Here is a 25,903-nt window from a genome sequence, read left to right on the forward strand (position 1 = left end):
AAGGCGTATAAGGGCTTTTCTCAGGGCTTACAATTCGACGTATTGTTCTTCCCATTCGCGCCGTTCTTGGATCTGCTTACGCCCGGCATCTGAGATTTCATAATAGTTCGTCCGGCGGTCTAGCTGCCCTTTTTCGACTAATTCCTTATTGACAAGTGTATCCAGATTTGGATACAGCCGGCCATGATTGATCTCGGTACTGTAGTACTGCTCGACTTCCTCTTTGACATCTTGGCCAGACGGTTGGTCAGCGCCTGCAATCACATATAAGAGGTCACGTTGGAAGCCGGTCAGATCGTGCATACACTGTTCACGATAAACAGCATATTTGTTACCCTGCTTGTATATGCAACTCATAGATGTTATAGTTACCAAATACATCCTAAACGTAGCTCTCATACCAGTCTCAATTCCCTGTTTCCACAAATTCACCCCATCATGTATTTTTCCAGATAGGAAGGCCTATACTGAGGTGTTCGAATTATCGGAGTATGACGCGCATCAACGGTAAAGCCGCATCCAGTGAGTCAAACACGGAGCAACTTCCGAACTGTATTACTGTTGTCGGACGCGGTGTTCCGTCGAATTTCGAGTTCTCTGTTGCCGGTGACATCGAAATGATTAGCGATAATCCTGTAGAAGAGGCGACTGTCGTTACGAAGAACGCTGTTGAGGGTTCGATCGATGTTGGTGTTCAACGCTTCCGGTTCTCTGGCGAGTTAGCAAATATCCACGTTACCGATTGGAACGGTATGAAAGGTGGGGAATCTCCGAGCACACCAACCATTCACGTCGATTACGGCACTCCTGGCCGGTAGCAACACAGATCTCTTAGCCGGTGTTAGGTCGCCTCCGATTGCTGTTACTGCTGCTCAACAACGTCAGCGAAGGCAACGCTCTGCCGGACATTCGTGACCTCGATCACCACATGGTCACCTAGTTCGGCATCAGCCACAATGATGACATATCCCCGTTCAACGCGAGCGATTCCATCACCTTGCTCACCGACGTCTTCAATCGTCACAGTCCGCCGTTCACTCTCTTCAACAGGCGGCTTTGGCGCAGACTGTGCCGTGATCTGTTGATTAGATTCTGTTGCGTGGTTGGGTCGCCTAGGGGCGTCTGTGAGTTCCGCCCTCAAGAGCAGCCACGCGTCGCCGTCCGTGATCGTGAGAACGAGGCTGATCTCGCTGTCACGCTCGTTCACGAGTACGCACATGCGCTGTTGCACAGCGGCATTGATGACGAGACTGAACGATCGAAACGTGTACTCGAGGCTGAAGCGGTCGGCTACATCGCTGGGCGGTACTTCGAGTTGGATACCAGTGGGTCAGCATTCTATCTTGCCGCATGGCGCGGAGATGAACCGGAGGCGATCCTTGATCGGCTTGAGCGGATCAGTTCAACCTCTCAAGAACTCATCGATGTTATCGGTGAGGTGACCAAGAATAAGTGATAGAACGCTTCTACTCGAGATTATCCGCATGGGTTGAGAGTGACTGCTCAATCAAAACTATGTTATGAAATTGATCAGTGAGAGGAACTAATACTATTAGGTTAGAGTATGATAGTGGGAGTAACGAGACTTGGATAACTCATATGTCACCCAACCGACCATCCAATACAAGCCGTTCTATTCAGGACACTGATCCAGGGTCTAAAAACGAGTGTGAGATCTGTGGATCAACAGACTCACTCTCGAAATACTCATTGGAATCGTCGTCAGGTGACAGCTCAACAATCGCCCTGTGTCCAAGCCATTATCAAGTTGCAGTTCTCCTGAGTGGATCTCATTTTTCAGACTCCGATACTTCGACCGATTATAGTCTTCAAGAAACGAAGAAAATCACGGTTCGTGTCCCACGCGCATTGATTGAGGGTGCAGACTCCGTCGCTGAACAAGAGGGGCAGACGCGTAGCGAGTTTGTTCGTGATGGGATACAGATGGCGATAGAAATCCGAGATCTGGAAGAGGCATTTAATGAGATCATCTCTCAAGCAGTCCAATCACAACCGGACAGCGAAACGGAAAGCGATGTTGAATTTCTCAAAGAGCGAATTCGAAACCTTGAGTCCCTGCTTGAAGATAGTATCAACAAAATTTAGCTGAACTGAGGCGCTAAGCCCTTTCCTCAGGGAGCGCCGACTAAATGGAAGGCGAGAGCAGGAAGGGGATACAGCGCTGCACAGTTCTCATACACTGTTCGGTGACAGGCCTACAGGCGCCCACGCAGTCGCTTCCTCGGACGTCCGCTTGACCGACGGGTTAAACATCACAATAACTCGTACCAACGGTTCTGTGCGGTCGTTGGCGACTAGTGCCCGTTACGCTCATCCGCAGACGGCACCGACGAAGACACGGGCCTGTATGACTATTTCTACTCGTTCCTCGAGAATACCGGAAGACTGCGCCAAGTTGAACCAGAATTCATTCCGGTTTCCAAGTGACCGCCCGGTGCGGTTTCTATGGTGCCAGATGGGTGAACACCATAACAGATCATCCGACGTTATCGGAGTTCGCTACGAACGAAGCAGCTGACCCGAAGCCGGCCAGTCGGCCATCGACTGACGAGACCGTGACGATGACGGCTGACGAGTGGGTCGCAACATACCTCATCGAGGATCAGATGGCGGATCTCACAGACGCGATCCGTGAGGCCGTCCAAAATGGCATCGACAGTACCGGTTCATCTCGTGTGCTAGTCAGCATCTCGCCCGAGCGGTCACTCATCTTCGATGACGGTGCTGGTGTCGGCCCCGAGTTCTCCGAAGAGGGACCTCGTCGATTGAACGTTGCGCTCACCCGCGCTCGGAAGCGGTTAGTCTTGATCGGGAACTGGGAACCATTGGGTACAGTCGCACCACATCGCTCACCAGAGGAGAGCTGTGCCCACCTCTATGCGAACCTGGCTGATGAACTACGGTCACAAAACCAGATGTTAGCCCGTAAAAAGCAGCTCTGACATCTCCCCTGTGCGGGGTGACGCGACAGGCCAGTCAAATCATCCGTACCCTATTTGTCTCAGCCCGCTCGGCAGCTACCATCCTACGCCCATTCGGGTGGCTTTTGAGGTCTGATTAAGGACGGTGAGTGGTATAGCTACTCGATCGCGAGTGCATCGACGGCTTCGCGTGGTTCGATCTCGGACTCGAGGAGGCGATCGGCGGCCAGTTGCCAGGCGTGTTCGGCGAGTTCGGAGACCGGCCTACTCGTAGTGAACTGATAGGGATCAGCAGACTAGTTCATAGTTTCTCTCGTCGTGCGGTTTTTCCAGTAGGCTGTTTTCCTTGTGAGAATTTCTGAATATTCACGCTGATCCCTATGAGAACTCGGTCAGTGAAACGGCGATCAGGAGGTCTTCGCGGCGATCGGTCAGTGACATCGCCGGCGTTGGTCGCGGCTTTGTATGTACGTCAGTAGACGTCACGGCTTGCTGGCAGCGCAGTCGTGGCACAGTTCGGCGATCTGGGAGTCCTGATCGGATGGATCGTATGTAGTCATCTCCTCAATCTCGTCGTCCTTGAAGACGACGCGGCCTTCACCACCGGAGGTGAGATAGCGTGACCGAGTACGATGAAACGATGGACAAGCTTTCGTCACTGTTCGATCACGATAAGCCCGAGAGCGAGCCGACGCTTGTACAGTGCCGCGTGCTTGCGCCCGCTGGGAGCGACCCAGCCGATATCGGATTAAACTTAGTGCCGCTCGCGATCACGAGAGCAAGACCGTATGGCTCCGCAGTGACGCCGACGGGATGCGCGAGCGCGGGGAAATCACTCGTCGCGGCCGCCGATCTGGTGGAGTCCGACGACGACCGCGAATAGTCGCCAGCGCGGCATCCTCAGGATGTCGAGTGTTGTTTGATGTCTTCCAATTCTGCGAGTTCCGTATTGAGATCCTCGTCAGTTCGACTTTCTCCAATTTGTTTCTCTGGGTTTTCTGGCGTGGTGTCCGCATTGCGGAGGTGACCGAACACCTGGTATCCTTGTTTGAGAGGAGAGACGTATCGCCGGGTGTCTGCTCGATCGATGATGAAGTGATTTTAAGCAAAACTGGCATAGTATACTCAATCTAATATTCAGAGACCGATGCGTCGGACGTCGAACGTTCCGGCGCGACTGATCGACCATGCATGAAACGGACAGTCATCCTCGGCGGCGGAGAGGCGGGCTTGATCGCTGCGGCGTACCTGGAGCGCGCGAGCGAGACGAACGTAGTCGTCGTTTCCGAGCGGGAACGCCACGTATTCTCGTTCCAGCTCTACCGGGTGATCAAAGGGATGCCGTTCGACGGGGCGACACTCGACTTACGGGACGCGTTCGCCGACAGGGCTGTCACCGTCGTCCGGGATCACGTCCGGTGGCTGGACACAGCTGAGAAGCGGGTTGACCTGCGGAGCGGGTCGATAGAGTATGACTCCCTCCTGATCGCGCTCGGCGGTGTGACTAGACTCGACGCCGTCGACCGCAGTCGCGTGTCGGATGTTCGGACAGACGCCAGAGAGATTCAGCATGCAGTACACTCTGGGAGTGTTCGCGATGTCGTCATCGTCGGTGGTGGCCCGGTCGGCGTCGAGACGGCGGCGACGCTTGCGTCACTCGTGAGTGACCTCGACATCTCGCTGATCACGTCAGGCGAGCACCCGCTCGCCGACTTTCCGGAGCGTGCGGGGCGCATCGCCGAGGGAGAATTAGGGCAACGAGGCGTCGATGTCCGGACGGGAACACGCGCGACAGAAGTGACGGACGACGGCGTCGTGCTGGACGGGGAGCGCGTCGAGCGAAGTGATCTAACGGTCTGGGCGGGCGGAGTGAAGCCGAATCCGGTGATCGAGAATTTCGACCTCCCGCGGAACGAGCGCGGCCTGCTCGTCAACGAGTACCTCCGCTGTCGGGACGCCGACGGCGTCTACGCGGTCGGAGACGTGGTCGACTACCCCGGAAAGGTCACAGACGGCTATTCGGCGGGGCTGGAAGCCAGACGAGCCGCGAAGAACGTGCTGCGGGATCTCCGGGAACGGCCGCCGAAAGAGTACGACGAACGGTGGCATCCGAGAATCGTCTACCTCGGTCGGACCACCGCCCTGTTCGCGGCAGACAGGATCGTCCACTGCGGGACGTGGCCGGCGATTCTGCGAGCCATCGCCGCCAGGGGCTACCCGCTCTTCTGGAACTACGTGTACTGACCGTGTCTGACATGCCCGGACGACCGCAGCGAGACGGTGGCTAATACACTATGCTTGTTTCATAGAATCGACTCACGGTTCTTCCGATTCCTCGGTTTCCTTAAAATAAGGACGACGTTGGAGGACCTGCCGACGTGAGTGATCAGCGAAACAGTTGGCTCCCTCGAGAAGTGGGCAAATCATGCTAAAGGACCGGGTTCTGAGCGAGTCCTATGCTGTTCAGAATTATGTATACCACTCCGGCGGGTTTGCCCGCTGGGGACAGTCGAATGGTCCGTCCGGAACTATCCGGTCATGATCATATTCGTCACTAACTCATGGACGGAATGGAGATGGAAAGTGATTATCGAGATAGAAGACTGACGATCAGAAAGGCCCCACCTACTGCAAAATAGCTGGGAGCGCCCAGAAATACTCTGTGACTCCCGACTCCAAAGTTAGCACAGCGTTGATAGTGAGATGGATCCATCCATACGCCACAACGATAAACAGTGTCGCGAGGCTCACTTGAATGACCATGACTAGATAAGACACCTCTACCTCTGAATCGTCTGTCTGATTTGCCCCCTCCCCGTCTGCTCGGATCGTAGTCGTACTATATTCATTAAACAGAAGCCATATAAATATTATAGTATTATAAACCATTTACTGAGTTGGTCGATGACAGCTCGTCCTTGATTGCCTGTCCCTCCGACAACAAGAACTGTGTTGGATGTCACGTGTTTCATAGTCAGAAAACCATCACTAAAAACTACTCTCACCATTCGTTCTTCGGAAGCAGGCTGTTGGCTGGGTGGAGCTATCAGTATGAACTGCCACAGGGCTTGAACCCGAGGTACTTCACCCAACAGTTGAGTCCATGGACCGCTAATTGCAACCGATACCTGTGTCTAACACGGACCGGCAGCACGATCTCGTCGTCTGGGGGGCAACCGGCGTCGCTGGCCGCCTCGTCGCTGAGTATCTCACGGAGCAGTACACACCAGACCAGCTCTCGCTCGCACTCGGCGGTCGCAGCGAGAGTCAACTCCACAAATTGGAAACAGCACTCAGAGACCGGCGTTCTGCGTGGGATGACATCCCGATCGTCCTCGGCGACGCAACCGAGCCTGAAAGTCTTCACACCATCGCCGAAGACACGCATGTCGTTTGTACGACGGTCGGCCCGTACACGAAGTATGGTACACCACTCGTTGAGGCATGCATCGACGCTGAGACGGATTACTGTGATCTGACTGGTGAGGTGAACTGGGTGCGGGAGATGATCGACCGATACCACGACGACGCAGTCGAGGCTGGCACTCGAATCGTCCATAGCTGTGGATTCGACTCGATCCCCACCGATCTTGGTACGAAACTCGTTCAATCGTTCGCTATCGACGAGTTCGGGACTCCGTGTGATATGGCGCAAATATACCTGGAGGACAGTCGCGGTAGCGTGAGCGGTGGGACGATGGCCAGTGCAATCGAAGTATTTCGCGCCGCGTCGACCGACCCGCTGGCCCGGCAGACGCTTCGGAACCCGTACTCGTTGGCACCGAAAGGTGAGCGCGACGGCGTCGATCCGGGCGCACAGTCCGTACCGAAAAAGGACCCACTACGATCGGTGTGGACAGCTCCCTCGCCGATGGCGATGGTGAACGAACGAGTCGTTCGACGCAGCAACGCGCTGCTCGGGTATCCGTGGGGTCGTGAGTTCGAGTGCACAGAAGTGCTGCCCATGGGCGACGGCCTCGGCGGCCTGGCACGTGCAAACGCTGTCTGGGCGGGTCTCACAGCCGCTACTGCTGGGATGGCGTTCGGGCCAACACGAGAAGGATTACGTCGATTCGTGTTCCCGGATCCGGGCGAGGGGCCGACGAGAGAGCAGATCGAAAACGGGTATTTCACCGTCCGTGTACTCGGCCGTGGAATCGCCACTGACGGCCCGTTCGTCGTGGAGAGTCAGATTAGCGCCGATCGGGATCCGGGGTACGGAGCGACCGCGAGGATGCTCAGCGAAGCTTCGATGTGTCTGGTGCGCGACCAGACTGACTCACCGCTCGAGGGTGGAATTCTCACGCCAGCGTCAGGTATCGGTGATCCACTTGCTGACAGGCTTCGACAGGCGGGACTGGATGTGAAGGTGGACGTGTGGGATCGGCCGCCCGCGTAACGGGAGTTGCTCACCAGAAGCTAGGCCAACACCGACCATCAGGCAATCTCGCTCCGAGACAGGGACCGCTACTTATGACGTTCCCCGAGCCCGTTCACGGTCAACAGTGCGTCCCGGACCATCGCGGGCTCAACTGGGAACGGCTCGTTGTGGATCGTCTCCTCTTCGACGCAGGCCGCCTCGGCGACCGTATCGAGCTGGTCTTCCGTAGGATCGTCGAGACCGATGTCCGCCAGCGTGACCGGAACCCGATGTCGAGCGAGAACTCGACGATGTCTTCGACGAACTCGTCGTCCCTACCCTCGAGACAGCTCGATTTTCGTCTGCGACAATCGCTCGGTGGACTACGACATCCCCGAAAGTCTCGTTCTCAAACGGCTCAGCTCTGTTGTGCATTGAACGCTCAGAGAAGCAGAGGAGTATCTGCGTGCCGATTGCGACTGGGTGAATGAGACGTGGAAAGGGAGTGAAGACCTGATCGAGAGCTGCAACGGATCGTCGATCGATTTGACATTCTTACTCGATCGGCAGTCATTTATTTATGGCTGTGGGGACTTATCGACCAACTTACGGCAGAAGTTTGCTCAAAGTCAAGAAATAGCGGGAAGTAGATTTGAACTACTGATCTGCGGGTTATGAGCCCGCCGGAATCTCCTGGCTATCCCATCCCGCTATCTATCTATCTCTGCCGACCATGATTAAGGATTGCTATCTGGTTGCTGTCTATGAAATAGTCTGACCAAATTCATTCTCAATATCTACCACTATCTGTAAGATATTATAGAATATAGATGACCCCAGCCGTAGGCACTGTCTGGGTATCAATATGAATAGGAGCGGCGAATCGACGTTCCCAGAGGATCGCTCACTCCAGTAGTTGCCGATACGTAGGCGAGCTTATCTTCCGTGTTCGGGACGGGTACGGGAGGAACCTCGCCACTGTGGCCGCTGTAATGCCGATCGGCGGAATCGAACCGCCGTTAGACCACGATCGGTGGATGATGACCGTATTGGTCGATATGAGTGGAGGCGGCGAAACGAGTTTCCCAGAGGGTCGCCCACTCCAGTACTCACCGTAACGCAGGCGGGCTTATCTTCCGTGTTCGGGATGGGTACGGGAGGAGCCCCGCCGCTGTGGCCGCCGTAACGCCGACCAGCGGAATCGAACCGCCGTCATTCCAATATCGGTGGTGTGTCCAAGACCGTTGTATACGTGTAGTCCAGTTTGCGTCCGGACCCGTTCGCGCGTCACGGATCCAATGCGATTGTAGTTATGAGTGTGTGGCTTGGCCGATTAGTGCTCGCGGACTCAACACCTCGTTGCCTTGGTGCGTACATCCCGAGTCTATCGATCTCGTCTTCTACGAGTGGCCTCGGTGGTATCTCTTTTTCAGGTGGGTTTCGAGCTTAGATGCGTTCAGCTCTTACCCCGTGGTGCGTCGCTGCCCGGCACGTGCTCTTTCGAACAGCCGGTACACGAGTGGCACCCATTCGTAGTTCCTCTCGTACTATACGAACGTTCCCGTCAGATACCGTAACACCCCCAATAGATAGCAGCCGACCTGTCTCACGACGGTCTAAACCCAGCTCACGACCTCCTTTAATAGGCGAACAACCTCACCCTTGCCCGCTTCTGCACGGGCAGGATGGAGGGAACCGACATCGAGGTAGCAAGCCACCCGGTCGATATGTGCTCTTGCGGGTGACGACTCTGTTATCCCTAAGGTAGCTTTTCTGTCAGCAATTGGCCGCATCAAGCAGCCTAATTGGTTCGCTAGACCACGCTTTCGCGTCAGCGTCCGTCGTTGTGCCGGACACTGTCAGACTTCCGTATGCTCTTGCGCTCTTCCCCGCGTCTCTGACACGGGTGAGGAAATCTTGGGGCGCGCCCGATATCTTTTCAGGCGCGTACCGCCCCAGTCAAACTGCCCGGCTACCAGTGTCCTCCGCCAGGAGTGAGAGTCGCAGTCACCATCGGGTAGTATTTCAATGCTGGCTCGGTGGCCCGCTAGCGCGGGTACCTGTGTAATGCCTCCTACCTATGCTGCACAATGGCGACCACGTCTCAGTGACAGCCTGCAGTAAAGCTCTATAGGGTCTTCGCTTCCCCTTGGGGGTCTCCAGACTCCGCACTGGAACGTACAGTTCACCGGGCCCAACGTTGGGACAGTGGCGCTCTCGTTGATCCATTCATGCAAGCCGCTACTGAAGCGGCAAGGTACTACGCTACCTTAAGAGGGTCATAGTTACCCCCGCCGTTAACAGGTCCTTCGTCCCCTTGTACGGGGTGTTCAGATACCTGCACTGGGCAGGATTCAGTGACCGTACGAGTCCTTACGGATTTGCGGTCACCTATGTTGTTACTAGACAGTCGGAGCGCCCGAGTCACTGCGACCTGCCCCATTGCGGGGCAGGCATCCCTTATTGCGAACGTACGGGACTAACTTGCCGAATTCCCTAACGTCGGTTGCTCCCGACAGACCTTGGCTTTCGCCGCCACGAGTACCTGTGTCGGATCTCGGTACGGACAGTGTGCTTGCCTTTTCACGGGCTCTAGGTTGACCTGACTTGCGCTATCCTGCCATTCGGTCGCTTCGTGCCATTACGGCTTCCACGAACTTCGACAGTTCGACTGGGCGAAAGCCCAGCTCAGGCGGCCCCAAAGCGTTGGCTTTGAGTGCACACTGGCATAGGAATATTAACCTATTTCCCTGTTGTCAGCTTCGACTTACGGGCTGACTTAGGACCGGCTAACCCTCAGCTGATCAGCATTGCTGAGGAACCCTTACTCGTTCGGCCGTCGGGGTTCTAACCCGACTAACGCTGCTACTATGACCAGGATTTTCGTTACTGAACGGTCCACACGAAATCTCTTCCGTGCTTCCACCCGAACAGAACGCCAACCTACGGGATCACCTTGTGACAGGTGCCGCTAGGTCTCGGTGGTGGATTTGAGCCCCGATCATTTTGGGCGCCTCAAACCTCGGCCGGTAAGCTGTTACGCTTTTCTTAGAGGGTAGCTGCTTCTAAGCTCACCTCCCGGCTGTCTAGGGCTTGAGACCACCTTCGATCGCACTTAATCCACACTTGGGGACCTTAACCCAGCTCTGGGTTGTCTCCCTCACGGTACACAGGCTTACCCCGTGCACCGGACTCCCTGCGTCGAACGGCGTTCGTAGGTTCGGAGTTGGACAGGGGGGCGCACTCCTCTCGGAGTGCGGTCCCCCAATCCGTCGCTCTACCCCACGAACTACCTCGGCAGAGGTGATGCTTCGACATCTTTCGGTTGGAACCAGCTGTTTCCGGACTCGATGGGCCTTTCACCCCTAGACGTAGATCACGAGAGGGTATTGTAGGACACCAACTCTAACAGGCCTCCACGTGCCTTTCGGCACGCTTCACCTTGTCCACGCCTAGATCGTCCGGTTTCGGGTCGTGCCCGTTTGACTCCCCGCGCTTGAACACGGCGGCCCTCACATCAAAGATGCTGCGGCCATGTCGGTTTCCCTACGCCTTCCCCGATGATCGGGTTAGACTCGTCAAACAGGCACACTCCCTGGTTCGTTTTTCAAAACGTACGACAGAACACCGGCTTCCCAAACTGCTTACTACAGGTTCGCACCTGATTCATTAAGTCCGGGACCTTGTGTGCCCTGTCGCTCCATCGCCAACTGATTTCACGCCCTATTGCACCTCCCTTCGTGGGGTGCTTTTCAGCGTTCGCTCACGCTACTTGTTCGCTATCGGTCTTGAGGAGTGTTTAGTCTTCGCGGTCGATGCCCGCGATCTTCACGAGGGATATCCAACCCCCGATACTCTGGAGCTGACTCGTTCCGTACTTGTCGACAATACGGGACTGTCACCCTGTTTCGTGCTCTGTTCCAAGAGACTTCGTGTCGACGTTCGGGAAGTGATCGTCAGTCCGAACACCACATTGCCTGACGGCTTCGGTTTGGACTGTATCGCGTTCATTCGCCATTACTAACGACATCGCGTTTGCTTTCTTTTCCTGTCGATACTAAGATGTTTCAATTCTCGACGTTCCCCATTGCGCGAAGCAATTGCGGTGGGGATTCCCATTCGGAAATCCTAGGTTCTTTGCCTCCGTGCGGCTCCCCTAGGCTTATCGCAGCTTGGCACGTCCTTCTTCAGCTCTCAAGCCGAGCGATCCACCAGCTGGCACAGTAGCCACGTTCATCGGATCGGCGTTGCGACAGAGTCGCAACATCGTGACCCGGGAACGGGTCCAGTGGACGCCTGGACTACACGTACACACGGTCTCATCTGCACGCCAGTAGACAGCTGGCCTGCATTAACCCTTCCCAGCCACACTTACGCGGGCTGGTGCATCGGTTCGGTCGTACTCAATCGAAGTTCCGTCTCCCACTTAAGGGCACGGTTTCGTCGATCAAGTACGAAGCATGGACCCACAGGGATTCGAACCCTGGGCATCCTCCTTGCAAAGGAGGCACTCTCCCACTGAGCTATGGGCCCACGTCCACTCAAATGAGTGGACAGCGATTGCGTTAGCCTTGGTAGTTCTAAGGTGCCCGATCGGCCACTCGGTGGTCGATCGAACGTGCGGAATACCGCTAAGGTGGGCTGGGGCAGCGCCCCAGTCCCGGTCTGTGGAGGTGATCCAGCCGCAGATTCCCCTACGGCTACCTTGTTACGACTTAAGCCCCCTTGCGGAGCCCAGATTCGACCTCGGAATCGAGGCCTCATCCGGACCCCACTCGGGTGCTTTGACGGGCGGTGTGTGCAAGGAGCAGGGACGTATTCACCGCGCCCTTCTGAGGCGCGATTACTACCGAATCCAGCTTCATGAGGGCGAGTTTCAGCCCTCAATCCGAACTACGACCACGTTTCGGAGATTAGCGTCCCCTTTCGGGGTTGCATCCCACTGTCGTGGCCATTGTAGCCCGCGTGTCGCCCAGCACATTCGGGGCATACTGACCTACCGTTGCCCATTCCTTCCTCCAGTTTGGCACTGGCAGTCTCCCTAATGTACCCATCGACCACAAGGGTCATGCTGGCAATTAGGGATGTGGGTCTCGCTCGTTGCCTGACTTAACAGGACGCCTCACGGTACGAGCTGACGGCGGCCATGCACCTCCTCTCAATGGCTCCAGTAAGGTCATCAACCTGACGTTCACTGCACATTGTCGATGCTGGTGAGATGTCCGGCGTTGAGTCCAATTAAACCGCAGGCTCCTCCGGTTGTAGTGCTCCCCCGCCAATTCCTTTAAGTTTCATCCTTGCGGACGTACTTCCCAGGCGGTCTGCTTCACGGCTTCCCTACGGCACACCACAGGCTCGTAGCCTGTGGCATACCTAGCAGACATCGTTTACAGCTCGGACTACCCGGGTATCTAATCCGGTTCGTGACCCGAGCTTTCGTCCCTCACCGTCGGATCCGTCTTTCCAGAGCGCTTTCGCCACCGGTGGTCCGTCCAGGATTACGGGATTTCACTCCTACCCCAGACGTACCCTCTGGATCTTCCGGTCCCAAGCCACACAGTTTCCACCGGACGCCCGCGCGTTGAGCGCGCGGATTTCCCGATAGACTTGCGTGGCCAGCTACGGACGCTTTAGGCCCAATAAGAGCGGTCATCACTCGTGCTGCCGGTATTACCGCGGCGGCTGGCACCGGTCTTGCCCAGCACTTATTCTACCACCTCCTTACGGTGGTGAAAAGCGAGGGCTATATGCCCTCGCACTTGGAGTCCCCTTATCGCACTTTCGTGCAGTGTAAAGGTTTCGCGCCTGCTGCGCCCCGTAGGGCCCGGTATCTTGTCTCAGATACCGTCTCCGGGCTCTTGCTCTCACAACCCGTACCGATTATGGGCACGGTGGGCCGTTACCCCACCGTCTACCTAATCGGCCGCAGCCACATCCTATGGCGCCGGAGCGTTTCTGACTCTCGCCACTTCCAGGCTGAGAGTCGTATTCCGGATTAGCCTCAGTTTCCCGAGGTTGTCCGGATCCATAGGGTAGTTTGGCCACGTGTTACTGAGCTATCTGCTACGAGTCTCAACTCGTGCAACTAGCATGGCTAAATCGGACTCCAATAGCAATGACCTCCGGCAGGATCAACCGGAATGTAATGCTCTTCCCCAGCGAAGCTGGGGGAGTTGGCGGTGAATGTAAATACACTCACACATGGGTCCACACGTTCGCTGACGCAGATCGAACGACCGATCGGGCGTCACCGAACTACCAAGGCTAACATCAGATCCCGTCTGTACGGCGGACCGCAGGGGCGGGGTCCTCATCTTCTTCGTATTAAAACACAATCGCCGACCACTATTTAAGTCCTATGAACCTTCACTTCAAAGGTAGTTAGTACCACACAGGCTAGCAGAAAGAGATACGACTATCGACTGGCAATTGAGTTTGCACGTATGACATCCTCCCCGGCGTGAACGCCGGGGTTTCCTCTCGCTGGGAGTCTCGGCTACGCCGAGTCCACGGAGGCAACTTGCGGGTTCGTGTGCTCCTCGTTGGGACGGGGAGAGCGTGGTGACTCCAGCCAGTCGTGGCTGTCCCACTTGAGGCACACGGGCCGTGCCATCGGCCGTGCTACGTCTTCGTGCCGTCTCAGGAACGTCTCGCTTGCGCCGAGATCCACGTGGCCTTCGAAGCCGCAACGACAGGAGAGCGTGTCTTGATGCCGCGTTGTGTCCTTGATTGAGCCGCAGTTCGGACACGTCTGCGAGGTCCACGCTTCCGTGCGGACTTCGATGGTTATGCCGAACTCCTCATCACGAAAGAGCGCCGCTCTTTCGAACGACAATAAAAAGCGTGCATCGTCGGCTGTGGCCGGGTGTCAATTCGGTAGGAGTGGTACACTCCGAACCACCCGTGACGGGAAGTCGCCTGTGGAGTCTGGACCGTCCTCAGAAGTCGAAGAGTTCTGATGGGCCGCACGAGAACTCCGTTATCGTGAACGCTGGGGATCTGTTCCTGCACGTTCCGACACAGAAACAGGAAGCCCCGTCCTCAACAAGCGAGGGCCGGGTAGGCCCGAGCGCGGTAGGGCGGAGTAGTTCACACTTCGTCAACTGTGCCGAGAACGAACAAGGTCACTGCAACACAGACACCCCTCTATCGATGTGTTCGAGATGAAGCGAAAGGCGGGAACAGAGCCTCCGAATGGAAAACGAGCGCGGTAGGAAAACTGTCCTAGGTGGATTCGATACAGAGCGGCCTCAAGAAGGATATATAGTGAGGGTCTGCTTTCGAGAGTGACCCTATTTGCTTCGGATAGGATGGGGAAATGTAATAAAGTCGAGGCCACGAAAGAGGGCCAGTCCGGAACACATCGAACACATCGATAGAGGGGTGTGTGAGTGTCTAGTCTAGAAGCTAGAAGAAGAGAAGCGAGAATTGACCTGTTTAGCGTCCTCGATAACCGCTGATCGGCTCTTTACTTCGATACCTCGAGATATCGAGCTTCTCAGTCAATCTCTCTCGTCGGACACCCCCACCCCTTCGACACATCGAACACATCGATAGAGGGGTGTCTGTGTTACCACAATTCCGAAGCGTAACATATCGTCGGCCGTCGGTCGCAGTTCGAGGCTGTCCGTTCTCAGCTCAGGAGTACAGGAGGCAATACCGTCTCAATCGAAGAAACACACATCGATAGTGGTGGGGAACACTTTTGGTCCCACCCTGTATGGGACATCGTATGGATGACTTCGAGGATCCCCGCGATGGGGCGGGGACATCGAAGGATGACATGACGGAGCAGGCTCTTTCCTCGTCTGACTCGACTGCATCCGAACGATCCCCATCACCGAACGATCCGAAGTCGGCCAGTGAATCGAAATCGATCGAGGACATGTTATTGGAGTTTGATCAGCAGGACGGACTCATTCGCGACCGGTCGCTTCTCGATCCGAATCATATCGTCGCAGAGGATCGGATCGTCGGGCGTGACGAGCAACTCCAGGAAGTTACCAAGATGCTCCGTGTCGCCCTCGGAAATAATCGCCCGCCGAACCTCTTTCTCTACGGTCCCTCTGGAACCGGCAAATCTCTCATCACGAAAGCCGTCTGCAAGAACATTAGTTCCATCTGTGAGACTCGGGATATCCGGTTCGGAACCATCGAAGTCAACTGCCAGGACCTTGACACCCTCGGTGTTGCGGTCTACGAACTGGCGAGCCGCGCTGCGGATGAAGCTGATGTCGACGTGGAGGTTCCGAAACACGGCGTCGCGACGAAAGAAAAGTGGGACGAACTCTATCGGATCGTCAACGAGAACTTCGACTCGGCGGTCTTCGTTCTGGACGAACTCGACATGCTCGTCGGTCGTCGAGACAAGCAGGAGCCGGCGTTTTCTCGGCTTCTCTACCAACTCTCTCGGGCCGGCGCAAACAACGAACTCACGGCCCACGTCTCCGTCGTTGCGATCTCCAACGATACGAAAATGATGGAGTCCGTGGGCAGTCGGGCCCTGAGTTCGTTTACCCCCGAAGACGTCCACTTCGACGACTACGATGCGAACCAGCTGCAGTCGATTCTGCGTCGTCGTCGGGATGCCTTCTACGAGGACGTACTCGACGAAGACGTCATTCCATTGGCAGCGGCCTTTGCGGCTCAGACCCACGGTGACGCCCGTAAGGCGATCGACCTGATGCGCGTTGCTGGCGAGCTCGCCGAACGCGAAGGCGACGAGCGCGTTCGTGAAGAACACGTCCGCGGAGCACAGGACAAAGTCGAGAAAAACCGGGTCCTCGAGGTCGTCCGCGGTATCAGCACCCAGAAGAAGCTGTGTCTCTACGCGACAGCGGCCGTCGCCGCTGAGACGGACGACGAATCCGCTCGGAGCACCACCGGGTACCGTGTTTATCAGTTCCTCACTGACGCGATCGGCGCCGAGCAGTACCACCAGGAGACTTATGTCAACAAGATGAAGGAGATGACGACGTACTCGCTCGTCGACTTCGAACGTCGGAGCCACGGGCCGAGTTCTGGTATGTTCCTCGAGTTTCAGTTTGGCGAATGTCCTGACACGATCCTAGAAACGCTTCGGGAAGATTCGCGTATCGACATGGTTTCCACGGACGAAGTAACGAGCGTCGTTAAAGCACAGGTTCGAAACGAGAACTGAGTCGTTTCGGCTCGTTTTGTGGTGGTCTCTTCTGTTTTGTGTTGCTACTACCACACCCCTCTATCGATGTGTACTTGGACGAAACGAGCAGTGCAAATGTCTGCCGGAGTAGCGTTTGCGTATCGCTGTACGGGAGCCATTTGTTGCAGTCACGAAACGATAACTAAGGAGTCCAATCTGCGTTAGTGGTGTGAGTCCAATTTACACAATCGTTCGATGACAGCATCTACTTCTTGTAAATCGTATTAATACTATTACCGCGCATGAAATGTGCTTGGGCGGTATGGAGGACGATCATGCTGATCGTACGACTTTGAATAGAGACGACAGAACCGACGTGACCCAGCCGAGAGCCACCACGGGTGTAACCCGGCGCCAAGCGCTTCGTATGGGGTGTCTGTTGAGTGCAGGAGGCATGCTCGGTGCAACCGGGACTGGGGCAGGACGTGCAGCACCTCCTGCCAGTAGCAACAGTGTGCCGGACGAGGTCATCCACCTCGTGTACGACGAGTACGAGGATTGGCGAGACCTGTACTGGCTGTCAAACGGTGACCGCGACAATCTCTCGCTCGTTTCTAGTCCAACATATACTGGTGGGACCGCGCTTCAGCTCCGAGTTCGCGACGGCGACCACTGGGGAGCGAGTACCCACTACGACTTCGAGGACGAGGTCCTCGAGCTCAACGGCCGCGTCCACTTCGCGCTGAACTCGAACTGGACGATGAAAAACAGAGAGGTAAGCAACTGCCGGCTCTGGAACTGTGCGATGGCGCTGGGTGAGGGTAGTGCGGGTGGCGGCGTCCCGGACGGTACCAACGGCTGGAGCAATCGACTGTACGTCACCACGCGAGGGACGAGTCCGGACGGACCGTTCCACCTGCTGTCGTACACGTACCATATGGATCAGAACCTGGATCACGATTTCATCCTCGACGGCGAGGAGTACGCTGTCCAGCAACCGGAGATCGTTCCCGGAAAGTGGTACGAGTTCGAGTACTACGTGCGCGTGAATACGATCGATAACGGAACAGCTAATCCTGATGGCGTCATCCAATATTGGCTTGACAGGGACTTGATCTACGATCGTCGGAACTTCCGGTTCACGGAAGACCACGCCGATAATGGTATCGGAACGAACGGTCCCGCAGGACACTATGGCGGCCAGTACGTGGCACCACAAAACCTCTACGCCTATTACGACGATCATTCTATGGCGCTCAACGGTACGTTTGCCGATGCTCCGGACTCACCGAAGGAATCGACGCGCCCAGACAGAATTGAACTCCCGAACGGGATCGGACTCCCTGACTGGCTCGAACTTCCGACTGGGATGGGCCGTTGACGTTCCCCATGCCCTGATCGATGTGGAACTCACAGATTCGAGTTCTGCTGAACGTGGCATTTGTGGCTCCAACTCGCAGTCACGAGGCACCGGCGACCGCTCGGACGATCACTGGTTTTCCGACGAGTTGTGTGTGATGCTCGTATGACTGGTCCTCTCGTTTCATTCTGCGAATCCGTATTGTCATCAACAGGCGGATTTCTGATTTTCGATCGGTTGGGTACTACCACACACCTCTATCGAAGTGTTTCTCGACCCCCGTTCTGAATCGTCGTCTCTTCGCGGTGAAATATTAGCCACTCGCAAATATTACGTGTGACTATCAATAAAAGAACGATCGTACTAAGAGGCATAATTTGAAGAATAGCTACAATAGGTACAGAGGGTGAAGTAGTTGTAGTATATGGCCTGTCATTGAGACGTAGGTCTTCGTTGCGGTCGGTGAGGTAGCTACGAGTGGTGCAGTAGCTGTAATAGCTGTACTATCTACAATAGGCTCGATAGGTGCAAAAGCATAGCACGACGCAGCCGGTCTGACAGCGGGTGTTAGTGTGATAGAAAAAATAGCTATTTTGGGTGTAATCACGTACAATAGGTACCTGACCTACTGCAACTGTCTTACCCACAGCACCTTGTCAACCTATCCCAACTATTATGCCTATTGTAGATACTCTTTCTATTGTATCTCCAGTAGGTAGAACTAATATGGTGGAAAGAAACCTATTCTCTGTAAGCTGAAATAACGGGAATCGGAACAATAGGTACCTATCCCACTTCCTTTGAGACAGGGAACTTCAACAATGAACGACACAACGACCGATCCACGTGCCGTAAGCGTGGTCATCCTGAAAGGTGGCGTCGGCAAATCAACGACTTCGATGAACCTCGCGCGCCAACTCGCCGAGCGCGGAACGACCCTCTTTGCTGACCTCGACCCGAACGGACACGCAACGAACGGGCTCGGCTTCGAAGCTGCATATCAGGACGACATCAATCTCGGGGACGTCATCCTCGAGGGCGATGCGACACCACACGACTTGATCCGTCCGACCGAACATGGCTTCGATCTGCTCCCCTCCTCGGACACGCTCGAGGACGTCGAGAAAGACCTCGCGGGCGCAATGCAAGGATCGGCGCGAATCAAATCGAAGATCGTTGATCCGCTGCTCGGTGACGAGTACGAGTACGTGGTGTTCGACTGTCCGGCGTATCCGGGGATGCTCAACAACAACGCACTCGTAGCGACGGGGAACGTCATGATTCCGATCGAGCCGGGCTCGAGCGCGATCGGCGGCTACAAGCGAACGATGGAACGGCTGATCGAACCGGCACGGGAGTACATCGATGTCGACGTTCTCGCCGTCGTTCCGAACAAACTCGCCGACCGGATCGATCAACAGACCGAAGACCGAGAACTGCTTGAGAACCTGAATACTGCGACCTATGAGGTCAATCCAGGACAGCCCTTGCAGGAAGTGATTCCGGACTTTGCCCGGATCACGGCCGCGGAGTTCGAGGCGATCGATGCCGGTGACATGACACCGCCGAAGCCGGGTATCCGTCACCGGTCGGCGCTCTCACGGTCGCTCCAGCACAACCAACCGCTGCAGGATTACGATCCTGAAAACGATCAAATCGCGTGTTATGAACAACTCGCTGAGATCGTCGCTTCCGGAGGGATGGATCGATGAGCAACCCGTTTGACGATCTCAAAGCGGACGACACGGAGACGTCCGAGTCGGACGCTGCGATCGAGGCCGAGGCTGAGACTGAGACAGGGTCTGGGATCGAGACCAGTCCCGAGCCTGAATCACAATCCGATTCGAAGCAACTCGATGACGAGTCGGCGACGACAGAGACGACCCCCTCGCGTCCGACTGATGCATCGACATCGACCGCAGAGCCGAGCGCCGATCGAGAGGCTGTCGATGACACTCCTGACGAATCAGTGTCGCCTGCAGAGACGGGCCCGGCGTTCGAATACAGTGAGGTACAACAGAAACCGTTCTACGCGCGCACCGAGACGGTAACCGAGTTCGAGAACCAGATCCGGACGACGATCGTCCCGAAACTCGCCCAAGCAGGGGTACTCGACGAGGAAAGCCGCGAGATTCACGACGCAATCCTCCGACTCGCAAACGAACAGCCCGAACGCGTCGCCGAACTCGTGCTCGAGGAACGACGACAGTCCGGTGGGACGTAAGACGGTGTGGTCTGTGTCGCCGTGAGCTGCCGTTGACGTCGGTCGGTTTGCTTTTTCGTCGCGGTCCGTGTACTTCTTAGCGAGACAGCGTTCGATGAGTTTGAGCACCGTCGTAGCTCAGTACCCAGTATCGGTGCGACTTGGCTACCGTCTGAATAGTCTGCTTCATCCTGTTCTCTCGTGTTCGATAGAGGGGATATCCACACTAGCTGCACCATCTACAACAGGAGTACAATCTACAATAGGTGCAATAGTTAAATTGTGCTGTCGAGTCGTTCTGGAGAGCACAGTAGCGGGTTCAGCTACTGGAACCGGACCGTGGTACTCCGCGAGGCGAGGTGAAACTCGCGTCCGGTCCCGGACTGGAACCGTTTAGCGGTGGCGGTGAGGTTGCCAAGCCCCCGCCCTCGAGGAGCGACCAGAGGGTGCGAGGAGGGCGGGGTAGTTCACGACAGTTCGGATGTGACGTCGGTCGACGAAACCATCCCCAAGTAGTCGTCACCGTCGACGACCGGCAGATGGTTAATTCCGAAATTGGTCATCATCGCAGCGATCTCCTCGAGATAGAGGTCCGGTGGGACGGTCTCGACTGAGCGCGTCATCACGTCGGACACTTGTTGTGTGGTGGGATCGTGGCCCGCAGCGGCCGAAGCAACGAGATCAGTGCTGGTGACGATCGATGGCGGATCCGTCGACACGACCAGTGCGCTGATCTCCTCGTCGCGCATCACCGTTGCAGCCTCCGTGAGCGTTGCATCTTTCGAGACGATCTCGAGCGGTGTTGACATCACGTCTTCAACAGTTCTGTTTACGGTCGTCACGTTGTGATCTATGATAACCACGGTCATGGAACTTTCGGACAGCGCAATCTACGAACCCATTCGAGGATGCGCGCTGTGTATGTGTGTGAACATCGCTTGCTGATTCCCAACTCATGTCCCTCGTTCGTGAGAGGCTCCAGCAATGTATTGATGGCTAATGGTGCGTTAGGCAGTAGGCAACTGATAATGCAGCACGACACCATACAACGACCTGTGTGGCTGTTGCTGTCTCGGACTGGTCGAGCAGTTCTGCCGGACGGTCGGCCAGGTACCGCCTGTGAAGGCGATGCAATACCTCGCCGGCGACTACTCGTGACGAATATCGCGACCCCGTCACGGTACGACTTCTGCGACGCGTATGACGTCGAACCGACGCTCGGCCCCTTACTCGAAGTCGATGAGGGGTTTGATGATGCCGTCTTCTTTGGTCTCCATCAGCCGGAACGCCTCGCCGATCTCGTCGAAGGCGAACTCGTGGGTCGTCATTGGCGTCGGATCGACCACGCCCTCCTCGAGCAATCGTAAGAGCCGGCGCAATCGGAGTCGACCACCGGGACAGAGGCCGGTTACGATGTCTTTTTCAGCCATACCGACGCCCCACGCTTCCCGCGGGATGGTTACGTACTCGCCCTCGCCGTGGTAGCCGACGTTAGAGATGGTTCCACCGGGTTTCGTCGCTGCGACACACTGCTCGAGCGTCGCCGAGGACCCAAGTGCTTCGATGGCAGCGTCGACGCCTCTGTCGTCGGTCAGTTCGTGAATCCGTTCGACGGGATCGTGTTCTTCGAAGTCGACGATCGCCGTCGCGCCGTAGCGTTCGGCGAGCTCCTGGCGTTTGGGTACCGATTCGACTGCGAGGATCTGGCCGGCTCCCTGCAGTGCAGCCCCTTTGGTGGCCATGAGGCCGACGGGACCCTGGGCGAACACGGCGACGGTCCCACCGATCGGAATGTCGGCGTGTTCGGCGCCCATGAACCCCGTACTCATCATGTCGGTGGTGTAGGCGGCCTCCTCGTCGGTGACATCGTCGGGAATGTGGGCCATATTCGCGTCGGCCTCGTTGACGTGGACGTACTCGGCGAACGTGCCGTCTTTGACGTTCGCGAACTTCCACCCGCCGAGGGCGCCGTTCGACTGTGATGGATGATCGGCCTGTGCCGCGTCGGACCCCCAGTCGGGAGTGATCGCTCCGACGGCGACGCGGTCTCCTGGCTCGAACGAGTCGACATCGCTACCTACCTCCTCGACGATCCCGACGATCTCGTGGCCGAGCGTGAGATCTTCCCGCTCACCGATCGCGCCGTGGACCGTATGCACGTCGGAGGTACAGACGAGCCCTTTCGTCGGCCGGAGGATCGCATCGGCCGGTCCCGCTTCCGGCTCGTCTTTGTCTGTGAATCCGGTTTCGCCGATTCCGTTCATGACGAACGCTTTCATGGCTCGTCCGTGGTACCACAACCCAGGCCTTGTAACGGTATTGCTCCTCCAACTGAAGATCTTCCTGCGGTGAGTTTTCCATACTGACGGTCCGCGAACCACTCGACGATGCTACCGTACACCTCTCGCTGCTGACTCGACGTATTCACGCGGCGTGACGTGGCGTCCAAGAGAACGACTGGAGACAGGCCCCGGTCGGACTTACGGTGTTTCGGCTGGCGCTTCTTCCCGGATGATCGTCACGGATCCCGGCGAGCGCCGGACGACCCGTTCGGCGACGCTCCCGACCAAGAATCGTGACAGCCCCCGCCGGCCGTGACTCCCGAGCACGATGTGATCGATGTCGTTTCCCTCTGCATACCGGACGATCGAAGATGCTGCATTTCCGACCGTTTTGTCAGTCGTCAGGGCTGCATCGTATTCCTGTGCGATCTGGGTTGCTTTCTCGAGGAGTTGCTCGGCGGACTCCTGTGACTGTCTGTCGGCCGTTTCCGAGTAGAAGCCATCCATGCCGTCAGCACTCACCCATTCTCGTGGGTCTCTCACATAGAGAACGTGGATCTCGGCGTCGGTGTACGTCGACAGCGCGTGATGCAACGCGGCGGTCGCTTGCGGTGATTCGTCGAACGCAACCAGGATCCGAGGTGTCATGCGTTTCCTGTGGACGGCCAGCGGTGATACGCTTTGGGGGAGTCATTTCGAGGGCACAGCGAAGCGCGAAGAAGAGGCTGAAGCCCAGAAGGAGCCGCCTCTCAAGCGCGAACGGGCACACGATCGAAGTCGAATAACCGTACTGTCCCCGTTGGACCACAGCCGCAATTCATACTGCCGGACAAAACGGTTCATACCTCGATCGCACCCAAGACGCTGTCGCCGACGGCGACAACCATCGAGACGCGATCGAGTATTCACTGACTTTTGTCCGGTAGTATCAGGATGGGTCATCACTGTCCGAGCCCCGTCTGTGCGTGTTTTCGGCGTCGGCCACGTTGTGCAGTGGATTCGATACGTCTTTGAGTACTATGACGAGTCGCTCGGTCGACCCCGTACCAGCGTCACAGGTATGGTCGATCGACGCGATACCGTCTGAGCGACGCTTCCAGTGATGAGTCGCGCCGGCAGGGATCGACCGTGACTCCCCATGACGATCTGGTCGAATCCGTTGTCCGCTGCGTAGTCGACGATCGACCGAGACGGCTCCCCGTATTGCAGTTCCGTCTCGACGGCGAGATCGTCGCCTTCGATCGTCTCGCCGGCTGCTTCGAGAACCGAGTCTCCCTGCTCGGTGAGATCGTCAACGATTCGCTCTAGGTACGTTCCGTCGATGGCATCGACATCGTATTCGAACGGGAGCGACACAGCATGGAAAACCGTGATTCGCCCCTCCGAAAACTGGTTGGTCGCGTACTCGAGTGCGGCGAGTGCCTGGTCGGAGCCGTCAACGGGAACCAGAATGCGACCGGGGAACTCTCGCTCGAGAAGCTCCGACTGCGCCTCCGGAACGATCGTCGTCGAGACGGGGGCTCGTCGGACGACTGCTTCACTGACGTGGCCGAGAAACGGACGGACGATCGGGGATTCGCCGTGGCTTCCCAGGACGATGTGATCGATGTCGTGTTCGACGGTGTACTCGACGATCGTACGATGTGGGATCCCCCTCTCGAGTACCGTCTCGAGTTCGCAGCCATACTCCGCTGCCGTCTCGACTGCCTGCTCGAGGAGCCTCTCGCTGGCGTGCTCAAGTTGCTCCTCGCTCGATTCGGGAGAGCCGACCGTTGCGTACGCGTCGTGTTCGGTGTCGGTAACGTGTATCGCGGTGATGGTGGCATCGGGAAACGAGACGAGCGTATAGACGAGCCCTGCGGTCGACTGTGACGAGCGATCGATCGGAACGAGGATGTTCGTTGACATAGGTCTGGGATGAGACACACATCGTCATGGACGATGCGACGCGGTGATCCCCGACGACGCCGAGAGAAATAAACCAGGGGTACCGACTGCCCTCGAGCGGCCCACGCTGCGACCAGCAGCGGTGCGATATCGCAGCAGCCGTGAGCGGGCAGCCTGGGTCGATCACCGATGTTCGTCTTCGTCCGCTGATGTGGGTGCGTCGAGTCGGGCGTCGGTGATTCGAATCTGCCCCCACGTGCCGTACCACTCTCGCTCGAACTCGAGCGTGATGGGACGAGACATGTGTGGGCCGTCGGTGACGATCGTCTGGAACTCGCCGCCCTCTCCAAGCAGGTGAACGCCGTACTCGCGGTGAAGCGCCGCCAGGTCTGTCAGGGCGTCGTGATCGAACTGTCGACCGAGCCACGACTCGTCGAAGCCCGGTCCTGCCACCTCGACGATGCGTATGGTCAGTCCCCCGTCGATCATCGCCTCTCCGAGTTCACGCGGATCCGCCTGCCACAGCGGCGCAACGAACGCACAGCCGAGCCGGTCACACATCGACTGCAGCCGATCGGCCTGATAGTCGCTCGTGACGGTCCCGGCGACAAGTCCACGCAAGCTGCCATCGAACTCGGCGTCCAGGCCCTCGAGGGCGGGCTCGAGTGCTTCCAGCTCGCTCTCTTGCCCTTCTACGGACGTCAGATCGGGTGGCTCCATGTCGGTGACCGGGAGCCCGACGTCGAGGATCGGAAGGCCGATGCTGTGTGCGGCCAGTCGGATCACCGATTGTGCGGGCGCGTGGTATATATACGACGTCTCCGGCGGCTGGACGACGACCAGTGTGCGGACGTCACGGCCGGACTCGAGGGCCTGATAGAGTGCCCACGAGGACTCCTTGCCCCCCGAAAAGAGCGCGGCCCAGCCACCGTTGGCTTCGGACATATGGCCCCCTTCTCCGTGGATGGATAAATTCCTGCGGCCCAGCTCGCTGTCGGTTCGTTCGACCCGTCCGACTGCACTGCCACGTCCAACGATGGATCGCGAACCGTCGACGACACGCTGGGATGGCCCACCGCCAGCGGACGACGGTGACCGGAACGGTCGTCCGTTCGACGATGCCTCTTGTCACACCGCCGGGTAGCCATTCCATCCGCTCCGGGCGGCCGCCTTGGTCGAAATAGATCGCATCGAACCCTTTCCATCTCGGCGTCGGTATTTTCCAGTTCGAGATCGGCAGCCGTCGCCTCTCCGCACACCGGTCACGTGCGGTTCTGGTGTGGACTGCTCCCCGCCTCATGGTCGGATGCCCGGTGTCTTGCCGTCGGTGCTCGAGACCGACCCGATCGCGATATCCGACGCCAGAGGGCATGCCCACCGATCGCGCCAAGGGAGGTCAGCACCAGAAACGAGCAAAAATACCACGGCTTGGATTGCACTACGATGAGTCCTCTCGTGGACGCGGGGACGACACCGAGTGCCAGCAGATAGCAACCGGTGACGAGACCGAGTGCCGACTGGCGATGGCCGTGCCAGTAGAGAACGCCGACGAGGAGTCCCGCGAGGAGGCCGAGTTGCCCGGAGTGAAGTTCAGGGATCGTACTAAAAATCGACGACAGGACTGTCTCAACGGTCGCCATGAATACGTTGTGCTACGCAGGAACCAGCATACGGGTTGCCCTGCATCTGGACAGCCACTATAGCAACGCGAGCGGTACCCCTGTGTGTTCGGGCGCGCGTAATGGTGT

17 protein-coding genes, 2 tRNA genes, 4 rRNA genes and 3 pseudogenes are annotated in these 25,903 nt (G+C 57.1%); 11 read left to right on the forward strand and 15 right to left on the reverse strand.

Going from position 1 to position 25,903, the window contains the following annotated elements; genetic code table 11:
• Positions 1 to 27: 27 nt before the first annotated feature.
• Positions 28 to 303 (reverse strand): PadR family transcriptional regulator, encoded by a 276-nt coding sequence (locus tag E2L06_RS16740; RefSeq protein ID WP_138782796.1) that lies wholly within the window; start codon positions 301 to 303, stop codon positions 28 to 30.
• A gap of 188 nt (positions 304 to 491) precedes the next feature.
• Between E2L06_RS16740 and E2L06_RS16745 the strand changes: the two genes are divergently transcribed.
• A complete protein-coding gene (locus tag E2L06_RS16745; protein ID WP_138782797.1) occupies positions 492 to 818 on the forward strand; it encodes a hypothetical protein in 327 nt (108 codons plus the stop codon).
• Positions 819 to 862: 44 nt separating this feature from the next.
• Here the strand turns inward: E2L06_RS16745 and E2L06_RS22815 are convergent, their stop codons facing one another.
• Entirely contained in the window at positions 863 to 1,219 is a 357-nt protein-coding gene (locus E2L06_RS22815; protein WP_138782798.1) for a TRAM domain-containing protein, read from the reverse strand.
• Here E2L06_RS22815 and E2L06_RS16755 point away from each other — a divergent pair.
• From E2L06_RS16755 to E2L06_RS16780, 6 genes and pseudogenes are all read left to right on the forward strand, one after another.
• Positions 1,106 to 1,456: pseudogene (locus tag E2L06_RS16755) on the forward strand (ImmA/IrrE family metallo-endopeptidase); the annotation flags it as partial. The gene E2L06_RS22815 and the pseudogene E2L06_RS16755 overlap by 114 nt on opposite strands.
• Positions 1,457 to 1,710: 254 nt before the next feature.
• On the forward strand, positions 1,711 to 2,106 hold the full coding sequence (locus tag E2L06_RS16760; protein WP_249361483.1) for a ribbon-helix-helix domain-containing protein: 396 nt from the start codon (positions 1,711 to 1,713) through the stop codon (positions 2,104 to 2,106).
• Positions 2,107 to 2,489: 383 nt separating this feature from the next.
• A pseudogene (locus E2L06_RS22480) lies at positions 2,490 to 2,840 on the forward strand (ATP-binding protein); the annotation flags it as partial.
• A 721-nt stretch (positions 2,841 to 3,561) separates the two neighbouring features.
• On the forward strand, positions 3,562 to 3,825 hold the full coding sequence (locus E2L06_RS16770; RefSeq protein ID WP_138782799.1) for a hypothetical protein: 264 nt from the start codon (positions 3,562 to 3,564) through the stop codon (positions 3,823 to 3,825).
• Positions 3,826 to 4,133: 308 nt separating this feature from the next.
• Positions 4,134 to 5,186, forward strand: a complete 1,053-nt coding sequence (locus E2L06_RS16775) for an NAD(P)/FAD-dependent oxidoreductase (protein ID WP_138782800.1) — start codon at positions 4,134 to 4,136, stop codon at positions 5,184 to 5,186.
• Between the two features lie 886 nt (positions 5,187 to 6,072).
• Positions 6,073 to 7,341, forward strand: a complete 1,269-nt coding sequence (locus tag E2L06_RS16780) for a trans-acting enoyl reductase family protein (RefSeq protein WP_138782801.1) — start codon at positions 6,073 to 6,075, stop codon at positions 7,339 to 7,341.
• 598 nt (positions 7,342 to 7,939) lie between these two features.
• Here E2L06_RS16780 and E2L06_RS16795 read toward each other — a convergent pair.
• The 7 genes and pseudogenes from E2L06_RS16795 to E2L06_RS16825 all read right to left on the reverse strand — a co-directional run.
• A tRNA-Met gene (locus E2L06_RS16795) sits at positions 7,940 to 8,014 on the reverse strand.
• 158 nt (positions 8,015 to 8,172) lie between these two features.
• Positions 8,173 to 8,294 (reverse strand): 5S ribosomal RNA (gene rrf, locus E2L06_RS16800).
• 71 nt (positions 8,295 to 8,365) lie between these two features.
• Positions 8,366 to 8,487: ribosomal RNA gene (rrf, locus tag E2L06_RS16805) — 5S ribosomal RNA — on the reverse strand.
• 130 nt (positions 8,488 to 8,617) lie between these two features.
• Positions 8,618 to 11,538, reverse strand: a 23S ribosomal RNA gene (locus E2L06_RS16810).
• 225 nt (positions 11,539 to 11,763) lie between these two features.
• Positions 11,764 to 11,835: transfer RNA gene (locus tag E2L06_RS16815), tRNA-Ala, on the reverse strand.
• Positions 11,836 to 11,970: 135 nt separating this feature from the next.
• Positions 11,971 to 13,444, reverse strand: a 16S ribosomal RNA gene (locus E2L06_RS16820).
• The 16S, 23S and 5S rRNA genes sit together here with 2 tRNA genes alongside, the layout of an rRNA operon.
• Positions 13,445 to 13,798: 354 nt before the next feature.
• A pseudogene (locus E2L06_RS16825) lies at positions 13,799 to 14,104 on the reverse strand (zinc ribbon domain-containing protein); the annotation flags it as partial.
• Between the two features lie 930 nt (positions 14,105 to 15,034).
• On the opposite strand from E2L06_RS16825, the gene E2L06_RS16830 reads away from it, so the two are divergent.
• From E2L06_RS16830 to E2L06_RS16845, 4 genes are all read left to right on the forward strand, one after another.
• Positions 15,035 to 16,462, forward strand: a complete 1,428-nt coding sequence (locus E2L06_RS16830; protein WP_138782802.1) for an orc1/cdc6 family replication initiation protein — start codon at positions 15,035 to 15,037, stop codon at positions 16,460 to 16,462.
• Between the two features lie 415 nt (positions 16,463 to 16,877).
• Complete coding sequence (locus E2L06_RS16835; protein WP_394348746.1) at positions 16,878 to 17,804, forward strand: hypothetical protein; 927 nt, start codon at positions 16,878 to 16,880, stop codon at positions 17,802 to 17,804.
• 800 nt (positions 17,805 to 18,604) lie between these two features.
• Complete coding sequence (locus E2L06_RS16840; RefSeq protein WP_171052415.1) at positions 18,605 to 19,495, forward strand: ParA family protein; 891 nt, start codon at positions 18,605 to 18,607, stop codon at positions 19,493 to 19,495.
• Positions 19,492 to 20,007, forward strand: coding sequence for a hypothetical protein (locus tag E2L06_RS16845; RefSeq protein ID WP_138782803.1), 516 nt, complete (start codon positions 19,492 to 19,494; stop codon positions 20,005 to 20,007). The genes E2L06_RS16840 and E2L06_RS16845 overlap by 4 nt, the downstream gene beginning before the upstream one ends.
• A 446-nt stretch (positions 20,008 to 20,453) precedes the next feature.
• Here the strand turns inward: E2L06_RS16845 and E2L06_RS16850 are convergent, their stop codons facing one another.
• From E2L06_RS16850 to E2L06_RS22485, 6 genes are all read right to left on the reverse strand, one after another.
• Positions 20,454 to 20,795: a CBS domain-containing protein gene (locus E2L06_RS16850; RefSeq protein ID WP_138783023.1), complete on the reverse strand. Its 342-nt coding sequence runs from the start codon at positions 20,793 to 20,795 to the stop codon at positions 20,454 to 20,456.
• 417 nt (positions 20,796 to 21,212) lie between these two features.
• On the reverse strand, positions 21,213 to 22,265 hold the full coding sequence (locus E2L06_RS16855; protein ID WP_138782804.1) for an NAD(P)-dependent alcohol dehydrogenase: 1,053 nt from the start codon (positions 22,263 to 22,265) through the stop codon (positions 21,213 to 21,215).
• A gap of 201 nt (positions 22,266 to 22,466) precedes the next feature.
• Positions 22,467 to 22,916: a universal stress protein gene (locus E2L06_RS16860; protein ID WP_138782805.1), complete on the reverse strand. Its 450-nt coding sequence runs from the start codon at positions 22,914 to 22,916 to the stop codon at positions 22,467 to 22,469.
• 369 nt (positions 22,917 to 23,285) lie between these two features.
• Positions 23,286 to 24,176, reverse strand: a complete 891-nt coding sequence (locus E2L06_RS16865; protein WP_138782806.1) for a universal stress protein — start codon at positions 24,174 to 24,176, stop codon at positions 23,286 to 23,288.
• 162 nt (positions 24,177 to 24,338) lie between these two features.
• Positions 24,339 to 25,100, reverse strand: coding sequence for a diphthine--ammonia ligase (locus tag E2L06_RS16870; RefSeq protein ID WP_138782807.1), 762 nt, complete (start codon positions 25,098 to 25,100; stop codon positions 24,339 to 24,341).
• Positions 25,101 to 25,417: 317 nt separating this feature from the next.
• A complete protein-coding gene (locus E2L06_RS22485; protein ID WP_138782808.1) occupies positions 25,418 to 25,795 on the reverse strand; it encodes a hypothetical protein in 378 nt (125 codons plus the stop codon).
• Between the last annotated feature and the right edge of the window lie 108 nt (positions 25,796 to 25,903).

The sequence above is a fragment of the Haloterrigena sp. H1 genome, assembly GCF_005938085.1.
GTDB lineage: Archaea > Halobacteriota > Halobacteria > Halobacteriales > Natrialbaceae > Natrinema.